Raw genomic sequence first — 12598 nt, 5'->3', positions numbered from 1 at the left:
CACGTTGTGATGTAACGGTTTAACTCAGGCCGAGACCACGATCGTCAGATCGTTGCCCGCGCGTTCCACCTGCATACCGGTCCGGCGGGCGATGGCCGCGACCTTGCCGGCATCGTCAGGTTCGGCCCGGCTGGAGACCAGCGCCCGAGCCAGCCTGCCCTTGTGCGCCTTGTTGAAATGACTCACCACGGTCCGTTTGCCTGCGCTGTTTTCCGACACGACGTCGACGTTGACCGCCCCTGGGAGCCGGCCCAGCGCCGCATACGATCCCGAGCGCAGGTCGACCACGAGTTCGGTGTCGGCGATACCGGTCAACACGGGTTCGAGCACCGGGCGCCACCGGGCGGCCAGGGTGGGCCGGCCGGGCAGTTTGGACCCGGCCGAGAGGCGGTACGCCGGTATCGGATCGTCGGCGCGCAGCAGGCCGAACAGCGCTGATCCCACCGCCAGCCGCGCGGTGGCCCTGGCCGCTGCGGTCCCGCGGAGCGAGCCGACGTCCAGCGCGTCGTACAACACCCCGGTGTAGCGGTGGATGGCCGGCAGTGTCGGCGATGTCAAAAGTGCTGTATTGCGGTCGATCTCAGCATCCTGGGCAGCGGTGATGCCGAGCGCCCGGCGGCAGGCCGCCCGATCTGCCGAGGACAGGGTGACGAGCTCGTCGACCAGCTCGCGGCGCAATGGGTTCAATTCGGGGGAGTGCAGTGCCTCCAGCTGCAGCGGCGGCCCGTCGCCACCGGCTCGTTTGGTCTCCGACGGGGGCAGCAGCACGATCACCGGACAGAGGGTAGCCGAGCCAACTCGTGATGCGGCCGTGGGCGTAAGGCCCCGAGTGGCCGCCCCGAGCGGGACCCGATCAGCGTCCGTAGCGCACGGATCCGGAATCGTCCCATTGCTGTGACGCGAGCACGCATTTGATAAACACGTGCAAGCGCCGAAATGGTTAGCCGCACTCCGCTTCCTGGTCCGAATTCAAACGTCTCCGCGGTCTCCTATTCCCTTTGCTGTGCCGGTCGCCCCGTCACGATTAGGGATGTCGTTCGCCTTTTCGGGTGTGCCCTGCCATAGCTTGGGCCGGTCTCATCCGAGGTTGACACTTACCGGCCCGATGTCCAAAGATCGACGTGGGGGACGGGTTTCGATCAGGTCGAGGGGCTTGATCGAAATACGCAGGGGCCAGGTGTCGGCGGGGCGAACCGGGCGTCGGGTGGAATCGGAGCAATTGGCGGTGTGCATCGAGCCCGGGCCGAGGGATATGGTATTTAAATCGTTAACTGCCGTACATACCGGCGGCGAGCAGCGCAACACCGCAATATCCGATTCGGGGAAAGGCACTACAGGCCCGCGGCTGGCATTGCACAGCCGCCAGGAATGACAGGTGAACTCTGGTGACCGCTCAGGAAATCGTGGATGCCGACACCGCCGGCGACGACAACAACCGTGACGGGGGGCTCGCCGTCAATGTGCGGGTGCTGGTCCACCCGGACACCGACGAGGAGGCACGCGGCGTCGTCGTCGACGACTTCGGTGACGCCGCCGGTTACGCGGTGTCCGTCGGCGACGATCACATCGCCGATCCGGCCCGCCGCTGGGCCGTCCAGCTCGACAGCGGTTGGCTGACGTTCGTCGACAGCGCCGACCTGCGGCCCGAATAGCCGAACTAGGCGCGGTCGGGCAGCTCGCCCAGCAGTTCGTCCAGGAAACCGCCCGCCTCGCGCCCGGCCCGGTCGACATCCCTCGCATCGATCGCTTCCACCAGCCCCCGGTGCCTGATGTGGGCGGCCGCCGCGGTCTGATGGGTGGTGGTGGCCACGCTGGCGAGCACCACCTCGGTCAGGCCGCGATAGAGCTCGGTGAGCACGGTGTTGTGGGAACTGCGGACCACAGCGAAATGGAGCTCGGCGTCTGCACGCACGAATTCCTCCATGTCGTGCTCGTTCTGGAGGTCGTCGCGGCGCTGTAGCAGGTGCCATAGTTCCGCGAGATCGGCGTCGGTGCGGGCGGTGGCGGCGAGCCGGGCTCCCTCCACCTCAAGGCACCGGCGAACCTGCAGCACCTCGCGTAATTCAGATCCGCACAGTCGGCGCAGCGCCCCGGATACCTCACTGGTGGCGCGGACGTAGGTGCCGTCGCCCTGTCGAACCTCCAAGATGCCGCCGTGTGCCAGTGCGCGGACGGCTTCCCGCACGGTATTGCGGCCGACACCCAGCGTCTCGGCCAGGGTCGGCTCGGTGGGGATCTTCGTCCCGATGGGGTACTCCCCGGCTGTCACCGACGCGCGGAGCTGGTCGATGACCTGATCGACGAGTCCGGTTCGACGTGTCGTGGCTAAAGGCACGCAAAGACCTCTTTCATCCAATCATGGGATGTATGGCATGCTAACTCCAGTGACCGACTCTCGCCACAGCAACACCATCGACCTCCCGCCCGCCGCGGGCACCCTTGCGGCGCGACCGGCGACCAGCGGCCTGCTGTTGACGTTGGCTGTCGTACTCACTGCCCTCAATCTTCGCCCTGCGATCACCAGTGTGGGTCCGTTGTTGGGGGATATGCGCGATTCAATGGGTGCCTCCGCGATCTGGGCCGGGGTTTTGACCACTCTGCCCGGCCTGTGCTTCGCCGCCGCCGGTCTGGCCGCGCCGTGGTTGGCCGCCAGGGTCGGCGTCGACCGCGCGATCACCGTGGCCCTGGTCGTGCTCAGCATCGGGCTGGTGCTGCGGGTGGTGGACGGGCCCCTTGTCGTCATCGGCGGCACACTCGTCGCGACGGCCGGCATCGCGTTGATCAACGTGCTCATCCCCGTCGTCATCAAGCGGTCGTTTCCGGCCCGGATCGGCATGATGACCGGTATCTACACCGCCGCCCTGCAGGGTGGCGGTGCGCTCGGCTCGGCCGTGACACCGGCGATCGACGCGCTGTCCGGATGGCGCACCGCCCTCGGCGCGTGGGCGGCGCTGGCCGCGCTCGCGCTGGCGGCATGGCTGCTGGCAACCGGTCGCGGCGGTGTCACCTCGGTGGCCCCGCCCCGGGTCGACGCCGATGCGGTGCCGCCGCGTCGATCGATGCTGCGCAATCCGTTGGCGTGGACCATCACGCTGTTCTTCGGCTGCCAGGCGTTTCTCGCCTATGTCGTGATGGGATGGCTGCCCGCGGTCTTCATCGACGGCGGCATGAGCAAGGGCGCCGCCGGGCTGCTGCTCGGGCTGATCTCGGTGCTGGCCGTCCCGGTGAGCATCGTGATCGCACCGGCGGCCGCCCGGCAGTCCAGCCAGAGTGGCTGGATCGTGGGCCTCGGCGTACTCGGCTTCGCCGGGGTGATCGGCCTGGCCGCGGCACCCGATGCCGCGCCCCTGCTGTGGAGCGTGTTGCTCGGCCTCGGGATGAGCGTGTTCTCGCTGGCGCTCACGGTCATCGCGTTGCGTTCGCGCGATGCCGCCGACACCGCGCGGCTGTCGGGCATGGCGCAGGGTATCGGCTACCTGCTGGCCGGCGTCGGTCCGTTCCTGTTCGGCCTGTTGCACGAGGTCACGGGCGGCTGGACGGTGTCCTGGGGCCTGGTCCTTGCGGTCTACGCGATTCAGATGGTGACCGGCGCGCTGGCCGGCCGCAACCGTTACGTCTGACCGGTCAGACCGCTACGTCGGCAGGGGCAGGGGGCGCGTCGGCCGGGTCGGGCGGCAGATCGGCCGGGGCCGGCGAAACGAAGTCCGCGGGCGCAGGTGGCGGTACCTCGGCGGGGGCCGGCGGCAGGAACTCGACGGGAGCCGCCGGCGGGGCATCGGCCGGTGCGTTCGGATCCGGCGCGTCGGTCGGCATCGGCAGGTACATGTGGTGGGTGAACTGGGGCTGATAGGCGCCGCCACCGCCGATGCGGACGCCCCCGCCCTCACCTGAGGAGACGGGCGTGCCGTCTGGCAGTGTCACCGCGGTATGGCGGCCGTTCCAGCCGATCACCAGTGCGTTCGGTGCGGTGCCGTATTTGAAGCCGCGGGCCAGCAGGGCCCGTTCCTCGTTCCCGGTGTGGAAGCGGTCACCGAACACGGGCCGGTCGGTCGCGGCGTTGCTGACCCAGGATGCCAGGCCCGAGCAATCCGTTCCCGCCGGAGAGTCCCCACCGGGGATGTACGGCGTGCCCGAGACCTGGTTGACGAGCGCCAAGAGCGACGCAAGAGCAAACATGCGGACGGACACTAACAGAGCAATTTGTGAGGGAGCAAAAATCTGTGACTCCCTTCACAATTCATGAATTCAATTGATAGACTCACAAAACCGCAGGTGAACGCCATTGATGCGGGCCATAATTCACCATTGGTGACCATCTTCCTCGCCGTCGCGCAAACGTGTTGCCGCCCAGTGCCTCAGCGTTCACTCCCATTGATGCAGAACGCTACGGTGGTGAAACATGTTGCTGTTGAATTGAACTACGCACCAGACTTGAATGATGTTGACCAACAGCATCTTTCATCAATCTGATCCGATTCGCACAGTTCTGGCAACGGCGGGGCTGGATGGTCGGGCCAAGGTGTCGGATAACCGTCGCATTGCGGGGGTGGCGGCCAGTAGTGCCGCCACGGACTCGGCCGGCAACCCGGCGAGCAGCTCGGCGACGCTGTCGGTCAGCGCGTCGTCGATGGCATCTTTTTCGGTGCGGGCCTTATAGGTTGGATGTAGGACCGATACTCGGCGGTCATCTTCCCGTGGGGTTTTCGAGACCAAGCCGCGCTCCGTGAGGGTCCGGATCGCGGCGCTGACATTGCTCGGCTGCATGGAGACCGCCGCTGCGACCTCCGACACGCTGGAGCCCGGCTCGTCGACGATCGCGCGCAACACCGCCACCTCGGACGAGGGTAGGGGGTCGAGTCCGGCTCGAGCCGGGCCGATGCGCGCCAGTCGCCATGACACGTCATGCAATGCGAGGGCCAAATCCCGGATCCCCGCCTGCGGCGAGGCTGTGGTGGTCATCACCCCAGTTTACCTATGACTAGATACATATGATCAAATAGATATGTATCCATAATCAATGACCAGAGGTTTCCCCGTGACCCGACCCGTCCGCCACGCGGCGCCCGCGCCGCTGATCGCTGTCCTGGCCCTGCTGTCCGCCGTCCCGCCACTGTCCATCGACATGTACCTGTCGGCATTTCCCGAGATGGCCACGGAATTCGGCACGTCGGCGTCGCTGATCCAACTGACGCTGACCGCGCTGCTGATCGGGCTCGCCGTCGGTCAGTTGGTGATCGGGCCGTTGTCCGACCGGTACGGCCGGCGCACGCCATTGCTCGTCGGCACCGTGGTCTGCCTGCTGGCCAGCGTGTTGTGCATCATCAGCCCCTCGGTTGAGGTTCTGATCGCCTTGCGATTCGTCCAGGGTTTCGCGGGGGCGGCGGGTGTGGTGATCTCCCGCGCCATCGTCACCGACCGCATCGCCGGGGCCGAGGCCGCCCGGTTGTTCGGTGTGCTGATGGTCATCGGCGCACTGGCCCCGGTCCTCGCACCGGTGCTGGGCGGGTTCATCGTCGCCGACCTCGGGTGGCGCGCCGTGTTCGTCGCGCTGTCCGCCCTCAACGCTGTGATGTTGCTCGGCGTCGTCTTCTTCACCCCGGAGTCGCTACCCCGCGACCGACGCAGGCCCGGGGGACTGACGGCACTGTGGTCGAGCACCGCCACCGTGCTGTCCAACCGCCGGTTCGTCGGTTACGCGTTGGCGCTGGCCTTCGTCTTCACCGCACTGTTCTCCTATATCTCCGCCTCACCGTTCGTCCTGCAGAACATCGTCGGCTTGTCGCCGCGGGCGTACTCGTTGACGTTCGGCGGCTGCGCGGTGGTGATGGCCGCGATGAGCGCGCTGTCCGCCCGGCTGGTGGTCAGGATCGCGCCGCGCCGGCTGATGCTGGTCGGCATGACGGCAATGGTGATCGACACCGGCTTGCTGCTGCTCACCGTCACCGTCGGCGGTGTCGCGCCGGTGCCGACGATCGCGCTGATGGCTGGCTTCTCGGCCAGCATGGGCCTGGTCGTGGGAAACGCCATGGCATTGGCCACCGCCGAGGTCCGCTATGCGGCGGGCACCGGGTCGGCGGTGCTGGGATTCCTGCAATACGCGCTCGGCGCAGGTGCCTCGCCTCTGGTTGGGCTGGCCGGCGAACGCAGCGCCGTGCCCATGGGTATGGCCATGTTCGCGGCGGCCGTGCTGGCCGCTGCGGCGATCGCCGTCACCCGCAAGAGCCGGTCTGAAACAGACGACCCCGCCGAGCCGGCGATCACGGCCGCCACCCACTGAGTGGCGACGGGCCTAGTGCCAGTCCCAGACGGACATGTCGCCTGGTGGGTAGTTCTGGCAGATGTCGGTGGTGTGGGCGGCCACACCTTTGTTGTTGAAGAACAGTTTGGCCCAGTTGGGCCAGCGCCAGGACATTTGTTCGTAGAAGGCGTTGGTGGCGGTGTCTTCGGAGTATTGGCGCCGTCCGGCGTAGTCCAGGGAGAAGAACCAGTGGATGCGGTCTTGGGCGCCTTGTTGGTCGGCGGCGGGTTTGTTGTTGTAGTCGATCATGTAGCGCTCGTAGTAGACGGGTTCGACGTCGCGGGCGGCGGCCATGATCTGTTCGGCGGTGCAGGGGGTGCGCAGGATGCGGTTGGGGATGGGGTAGTCGTCGGTGGCATCGGCTGAGGCGATGCCGGAGGTGGCCAGGGCGCCGGCCAGGGCTGCGGCGGCGACACCGAATCGGATGGTCTTGTGCATCATGGGCGTTCCTTCCTAGTGCTGGGCGGCCGCGACCTGGTCGAGGATGACGCGTTTGTCGGGGCAGTAGTAGTTCAGGGCGGCGCCCAGGAACTGCCAGTTCTGTTCGGTGGTGTTGTGGCGGTCGAGATTGTCGCCGACGAATTTCGCTGAGGCGTAGGCGTCGTGGTCGACGTTGTTGGCCAGGCGTTTGCAGACCAGTTTGCCGATCCAGGCGTTGTAGTCCTTCTGGCCGTAGATGCCGTAGGTGTGCAATTCGTGGGCGAAGTTGGTGTCCGGATCCCGGTCGTAGGCCGGGTCGGCGGCCGCGGGTGCGGCCAATCCCACGGCGGCGCAGGCGATCACAGCGCCGACGACGAGTTTCATGACAGGGCCTCCTCGGACTCTTTCTGGATGGGTGCCGGCCACGGCTCGGGCACCGGGCGTTGCCGCACCCGTTGCGGCCACCAGAACCACTTACCCAGCAGCGCGGCGATCGCCGGGGTCATGAACGACCGGATGATCAAGGTGTCGAACAACAACCCCAGACCGATCGTCGTGCCGACCTGCCCGATCACGATCAGATCGCTGACCGCCATGGAGATCATGGTGAAGGCGAACACCAGGCCCGCGGAGGTGACCACCGAACCGGTCCCGCCCATGGAGCGGATGATGCCGGTGTTAAGCCCGGCATGGATCTCCTCCTTGAACCGGGACACCAACAGCAGGTTGTAGTCCGAACCGACGGCCAGCAGGATGATCACCGACATCGCCAGCACCAGCCAGTGCAGCGGCTGCCCGATGATGTGCTGCCAGATCAGCACCGACAGGCCGAACGACGTGCCCAGCGACAGCAGCACGGTACCGACGATGACGGCGGCGGCCACCACGGCCCTGGTGATGATCAGCATGATGATGAAGATCAGGCACAGCGAGGCGATACCGGCAATCATCAGGTCGTACTTGGACGCGTCGGCCATGTCTTTGAACACCGATGCGGTGCCGGCCAGGTAGATTCTGGAGCCCTCCAGCGGGGTGCCCTTGATCGCCTCCTTGGCGGCCTGCTTGATCGCCTCGATATGCGAGATGCCTTCGGCGCTCATCGGATCGCCGTCATGGCTGATGATGAAGCGCACCGACTTCCCGTCGGGGGAGATGAAGTTCTTCATGCCCCGCTTGAATTCGGGATTGTCGAACGTTTCCGGCGGCAGGTAGAAGGAGTCGTCATTGCGCGAGGCGTCGAAGGCTTCCCCCATCGCCGACGAGTTGTCCTGCATGGCCGACATCTGATCCTGTATGCCCTTTTGGGTCTGATACATGGTCAGCATGTAGGTCTTCATGTTCTTCATCGTGGCGATCATCGACGGCATCAACGCCACCATCTGGGGCATCAGGGTGTCCAGGCGCTCCATATCCGGCAGCAGCTGCTGGATGTCGTCGGTCATGGTGTCGATCCCGTCGAGGGTGTCGAAGATCGACCGGATCGCCCAGCACGACGGGATGTCGTAGCAGTGCGGTTCCCAGTACAGGTAGTTGCGGATGGGCCGGAAGAAATCGTCGAAATCGGCGATGTGGTCCCGCAATTCGGCCACATCGAGGGTCATGGTCTTCATCTTGGTGACCATCGAATGCGTGGTGGCCGCCATCTGCGCCGTGATGCTCTGCATCTTGGTCATGTTGTCGATGGTGGTCTGCATATCGTCGGCCTGCTTGAGCATGGTGGCCATCATGTCCTGCTGGTACTTCTCGTTCATTTTCTGAGAAGTGCCCTGCATGCTGATCTGGAACGGGATCGAGGTGTGCTCGATCGGGGTGCCCTGCGGCCGGGTGATGGCCTGCACCCGCCCGATGCCCGGGGTGCGGAACACCGCCTTGGCGATCTTGTCGATCACCAGGAAGTCCGCGGAATTGCGCAGATCGTGATCGCTTTCGATCATCAACAGCTCGGGGTTCATCCGGGCCTGATTGAAATGCCGGTCGGCGGCCGCGTATCCCACGTTGGCCGGGATGTCGGATGGCAGGTAGTTGCGGTCGTTGTAGCCGGCGCGGTACCCCGGCAGGGTCAACAGGCCGACCATCGACAGCGCGATGGTGGCGACCAACACCGGGCCCGGCCATCGCACGATCAGCGCGCCGATCTTGCGCCAGCCCCGGGTACGCATGGCCCGCTTGGGCTCGAGGGTCTTGCCGAACCGGGACGCCACGGTGATCACGGCGGGGCCCAAGGTCAGCGCGGCGAACACCGCGACCACCATGCCGATGGCCAGCGGGACGCCGAGGGAGACGAAATAGGGGAGTTTGGTGAAGTGCAGGCAGAACGTCGCACCGGCGATCGTGAGGCCGGAGCCCAGGATCACATGCGCGGTGCCGTGATACATCGTGTAGTAGGCGGCTTCACGGTCCTCGCCGACGCTGCGGGCCTCCTGATAGCGCCCGATCAGGAAGATCGCGTAGTCGGTCGACGCGGCGATCGCGAGCGTCACCAACAGGTTGGTGGCGAACGTCGATAACCCGATGATGTTGTGGTAGCCGAGGAAAGCGATGAATCCGCGGGTGATGCCGAGTTCGACGGCGACCATGGCCAGCACCAGGAAGACCGTGACCGCCGATCGGTAGATCAACAGCAGCATCAGGATGATCACGCCGAAGGTCAGCATCGTGATCATCTGCATGCTGCGGTCACCCGCGATGTGCTGATCGGCCATCAGCGCCGACGGGCCGGTCACGAACACCTTCAACCCCGGCGGTGGGGTCATGCCGTCGATGATCTTCTGGGTCGCCTCGACCGACTCGTTGGCCAGCGACTCACCCTGGTTACCGGCCAGATACACCTGGACATAGGTGGCCTTGCCGTCAGCACTCTGGGCGCCGGCCGCCGTCAGCGGATCGCCCCACATGTCCTGGATGTGCTCGACGTGTTTGGTGTCGGCTTCCAGCTTCTTGATCATCTCGTCGTAGAACTTGTGCTCGGCGTCGCCGAGCTGATGATCGGCCTCGAGCACCACCATCGCCGAGCTGTCCGACTTGAACTCGCCGAAGTTCGCGCCGACACGCTTCATCGAGATCATCGACGGCGCGGTATCGGGACTCATCGACACCGAACGGAGTTTGCCCACCTCTTCGAGCTGGGGAACGATCGCGTTCAGAACTACCATGATCGCGATCCAGCCGATGATGATGGGCAGGGCCAGCGTCCGGATGGTGCGCGGGATGAAGGTGCGGTTCGGGTGCGTCACCGTCGGGATGGCGTCGGTGGGCGGATCGGCAGGGCTGGCAGCCGGGGGCGTGGTCATGCCGACTTCACCAGGCAGTACGTGTGCGCCCCGACGCCGTTCACGGTTCGCTCGTCCTTGACCTCGTCGTCCACGGTGATCCGGCAGGACAGGCTGTCGCCGTCACCCTGTGCGGAGATGGTGGGGAACACCGACGGGGCGGTGGTGCTCAGCGTCAACGTCCACGGCAGCGGGGCATTGTCGGCCCGCTGCGGTTTGGCGTCGAGGTCCATATAGTTGATGTTGGCAGTCGCCCCCGGCTCGCCCCAGATCTCGTATTTGACGACCTTCGGGTCGAACGGCTCACTCTCGTCGGAGGCACTGTTCTCGGTCGACACGTAGCCGGGGCCGGTACCGAAGAACGTCCGCACCCGCATCACCGTGAACGTGGCGACGCCGACCACGACCAGGATGACCAGCGGAATCCAGATGCGTTTGAGCACGTTCATCGAGTTCGATTTCCCCCGTTGGGTCTGTTTCGTCGCGCGCACCAGGCGTCTTATGGTCGCCACAGGTTAGCTCGTGTAACGGAGAGCTTAGCTCACTTAATAGAGTGACGTGCCGTACATATTTTGCAACGTCACCACCCCCACCGACACCGCCTTGTCCGACCCTGGCCCGGCCCGTCTACCTGCGCATACGCCCCTAAGAGCGGCATTCCGCGCCGCCCCGCACCGGGGCCGTTGCACCACAGCGTGCGCCGCTCGGCTCATCCTCAGGGTGCCGGATCTGCCCGGAGCGGGCCTACCCTGAGGTATATGAGGTCGAAACTGGTGGCGGTCCCCAGCCTGGCCGGTGCGGCGCTGGCCACGTTCTCGCTGCTCGGTTGGGGCGGTGCCGCGACCGCGGTGGCTGATCCGGCAGTGCCGGCGCCGACTCCGGCGCCCGCACCGCCGGCCGCGCCGAAGAATGTCATCGACCATGACGGCTCGTTCGTGGTGGGTACCGATATCGTGCCCGGCGTATACGCCTCGGCCGGACCCGTCGGCGACGGCACGTGTTCCTGGCGCCGGATCGCCGCCGCGCCGGCCGGCCAGACCGGCGACACGATCGACCGGGCCTTCACGCACGAGGCACAGGTCGTCGAGATCGACGCCACCGACGGCACGTTCAAGACCACGGGTTGCCAGACTTGGCAGCTGACCGACCAGGCGCCACCGGGTCCCGGGCTGCCGCCGGTGTTGCAGGGCTTGAAGCTCAAGGCCTATCTCGACGGTCTCAATCGCAACGCCGCGCAGTACAACGCCACGCATCCCGATGACCCGGCGCCACCCAGCTCACCGGACCCCGCACCCGCGCCCGCTCCGGCTCCCTGACCCCGTTCACCGCGTCGCTGACAGGAATCGCGCAGGTTTCACTTCGCGGCCCTCGACCCGGTGCGCTGATACCCTTTGCACGGAATCGGCCACGGAAAGAGTGTTGTGCGTAGCGGAGAGATCAAGGCCCTGACCGGCCTTCGCATCTTCGCCGCCGTCTGGGTGGTGCTCTTCCACTTCCGGCCGCTGCTGCATGAAGCCGCCCCCGATCTCAGCGAGGCGCTGGCCCCGATCCTCAACTGCGGCGCTCAGGGCGTCGACCTGTTCTTCATCCTCAGTGGGTTCGTGCTGACCTGGACCTACATCGACAAGATGGGCAAGAACTGGTCGACCCGGGCCACCTTGCATTTCCTCTGGATGCGGCTGGCCCGGGTCTGGCCGGTCTATCTGGTCACCCTGCACCTGGCCGCGCTGTGGATCATCTTCACCCTCTACGTCGGGCACGTGCCGTCGGAGAACGTGCACACCCTCACCGCGGTGAGTTACCTCCGCCAGCTCTTCCTGGTGCAGTTGTGGTTCCAACCCTTCTTCGACGGCTCCAGCTGGGACGGGCCGGCATGGTCGATCAGCGCCGAATGGCTGGCGTATCTGCTGTTCGGCGGGTTGGTGCTGGTCATCTTCCGGCTGGCCAGAGCGACGCGGGCCCGCACCCTGCTGTGGCTGGCCTTCGCGGTGACGCTGCCGCCGGTGATGTTCCTGCTGGCCAGCGGCCACTTCTACACCCCGTGGAGCTGGTTGCCGCGGATCATCATGCAGTTCACCGCGGGAGCCATCGCGTGTGCCGCGGTCCGCAGGCTCAATCCGTCCGACCGTGCCCGCACCCTTGCCGGGCTGGCGGCGGTGCTCCTGGTGGCGGTGCTCGTCGGCGCCCTCTACTGGTTCGACGCGCACCCGATCCCGGACGTGATCGACAGTGGCGGCGTGCTGGACCTGCTGTTCGTGCCGCTGGTGGTGACGCTGGCCATCGGTAGCGGCACCCTGCCCAGCCTGCTTTCCCTCCGGGTGTTGACCTACGGGGGCCAGATATCGTTCAGCCTGTACATGGTCCATGAGATCGTGCACACCGCGTGGAACTGGGCGGTGCTGCAGTTCGAGCTGACGCTGGCCGGACCTGCCGGCAAATGGATCCTGGCGGGTCTTTTCGCCGTCGCGTTTGCCGCGGCGGCCGCGCTGTACCACTTCGTCGAAGAACCGGCCCGCCGGTGGATGCGCCGGATGGTCGACGTCAAAGACGCCGCGCCCGCGGTCCAGTCGGTCGGGAGGGACGACCGCAAGTTGTCCGCCTGAACGTTCGC

The 12598-nt window shown here is 66.0% G+C and carries 13 protein-coding genes; 5 read left to right on the top strand and 8 right to left on the bottom strand.

Annotation, left to right across the window (positions count from 1 at the left end; genetic code table 11):
• Positions 1 to 24: 24 nt before the first annotated feature.
• Positions 25 to 774 carry a peroxide stress protein YaaA gene (gene yaaA, locus SBI67_RS09345; protein WP_318980263.1) on the bottom strand — a complete coding sequence of 250 codons (750 nt, stop codon included), beginning with the start codon at positions 772 to 774 and terminating at the stop codon, positions 25 to 27.
• Positions 775 to 1385: 611 nt separating this feature from the next.
• On the opposite strand from yaaA, the gene SBI67_RS09340 reads away from it, so the two are divergent.
• The gene (locus SBI67_RS09340) at positions 1386 to 1652 is read left to right on the top strand and encodes a hypothetical protein (RefSeq protein WP_318980262.1); all 267 of its coding nucleotides are present in this window, start codon (positions 1386 to 1388) and stop codon (positions 1650 to 1652) included.
• Between the two features lie 5 nt (positions 1653 to 1657).
• Here SBI67_RS09340 and SBI67_RS09335 read toward each other — a convergent pair whose 3' ends face one another.
• Positions 1658 to 2335 carry a FadR/GntR family transcriptional regulator gene (locus SBI67_RS09335; protein ID WP_318980261.1) on the bottom strand — a complete coding sequence of 226 codons (678 nt, stop codon included), beginning with the start codon at positions 2333 to 2335 and terminating at the stop codon, positions 1658 to 1660.
• A gap of 49 nt (positions 2336 to 2384) precedes the next feature.
• Between SBI67_RS09335 and SBI67_RS09330 the strand changes: the two genes are divergently transcribed.
• Positions 2385 to 3620 (top strand): CynX/NimT family MFS transporter, encoded by a 1236-nt coding sequence (locus tag SBI67_RS09330; RefSeq protein WP_413232435.1) that lies wholly within the window; start codon positions 2385 to 2387, stop codon positions 3618 to 3620.
• 4 nt (positions 3621 to 3624) lie between these two features.
• Here SBI67_RS09330 and SBI67_RS09325 read toward each other — a convergent pair whose 3' ends face one another.
• Both SBI67_RS09325 and SBI67_RS09320 read right to left on the bottom strand, forming a co-directional pair.
• A complete protein-coding gene (locus SBI67_RS09325) occupies positions 3625 to 4176 on the bottom strand; it encodes a peptidoglycan endopeptidase (RefSeq protein WP_318980260.1) in 552 nt (183 codons plus the stop codon).
• Between the two features lie 285 nt (positions 4177 to 4461).
• Positions 4462 to 4959 (bottom strand): MarR family winged helix-turn-helix transcriptional regulator, encoded by a 498-nt coding sequence (locus SBI67_RS09320; RefSeq protein ID WP_318980259.1) that lies wholly within the window; start codon positions 4957 to 4959, stop codon positions 4462 to 4464.
• A gap of 76 nt (positions 4960 to 5035) precedes the next feature.
• Between SBI67_RS09320 and SBI67_RS09315 the strand changes: the two genes are divergently transcribed.
• Positions 5036 to 6277 (top strand): multidrug effflux MFS transporter, encoded by a 1242-nt coding sequence (locus SBI67_RS09315; protein WP_413232434.1) that lies wholly within the window; start codon positions 5036 to 5038, stop codon positions 6275 to 6277.
• Positions 6278 to 6289: 12 nt separating this feature from the next.
• Here the strand turns inward: SBI67_RS09315 and SBI67_RS09310 are convergent, their stop codons facing one another.
• The 4 genes from SBI67_RS09310 to SBI67_RS09295 are packed head-to-tail and all read right to left on the bottom strand — an operon-like array spanning position 6290 to position 10436.
• Positions 6290 to 6736, bottom strand: a complete 447-nt coding sequence (locus tag SBI67_RS09310; protein ID WP_318980499.1) for a DUF5078 domain-containing protein — start codon at positions 6734 to 6736, stop codon at positions 6290 to 6292.
• 15 nt (positions 6737 to 6751) lie between these two features.
• Positions 6752 to 7102 carry a DUF732 domain-containing protein gene (locus tag SBI67_RS09305; protein WP_318980257.1) on the bottom strand — a complete coding sequence of 117 codons (351 nt, stop codon included), beginning with the start codon at positions 7100 to 7102 and terminating at the stop codon, positions 6752 to 6754.
• Positions 7099 to 10008 (bottom strand): MMPL/RND family transporter, encoded by a 2910-nt coding sequence (locus SBI67_RS09300; RefSeq protein ID WP_318980256.1) that lies wholly within the window; start codon positions 10006 to 10008, stop codon positions 7099 to 7101. Before SBI67_RS09300 ends, SBI67_RS09305 begins: the two co-directional genes overlap by 4 nt.
• Positions 10005 to 10436, bottom strand: coding sequence for an MmpS family transport accessory protein (locus SBI67_RS09295; RefSeq protein ID WP_318980498.1), 432 nt, complete (start codon positions 10434 to 10436; stop codon positions 10005 to 10007). The genes SBI67_RS09300 and SBI67_RS09295 overlap by 4 nt, the downstream gene beginning before the upstream one ends.
• A 309-nt stretch (positions 10437 to 10745) precedes the next feature.
• On the opposite strand from SBI67_RS09295, the gene SBI67_RS09290 reads away from it, so the two are divergent.
• The gene (locus tag SBI67_RS09290) at positions 10746 to 11303 is read left to right on the top strand and encodes an Rv1352/Rv1906c domain-containing protein (protein WP_318980255.1); all 558 of its coding nucleotides are present in this window, start codon (positions 10746 to 10748) and stop codon (positions 11301 to 11303) included.
• 105 nt (positions 11304 to 11408) lie between these two features.
• Positions 11409 to 12590 carry an acyltransferase family protein gene (locus SBI67_RS09285; RefSeq protein WP_318980254.1) on the top strand — a complete coding sequence of 394 codons (1182 nt, stop codon included), beginning with the start codon at positions 11409 to 11411 and terminating at the stop codon, positions 12588 to 12590.
• The last annotated feature ends 8 nt before the right edge of the window (positions 12591 to 12598 follow it).

The sequence above is a fragment of the Mycolicibacterium chengduense genome, from assembly GCF_033741155.1.
Taxonomy (GTDB): Bacteria; Actinomycetota; Actinomycetes; order Mycobacteriales; family Mycobacteriaceae; genus Mycobacterium.
Note: the sequence above shows the minus strand (reverse complement) of the source record. Positions and strands in the feature narration are given on the sequence as shown.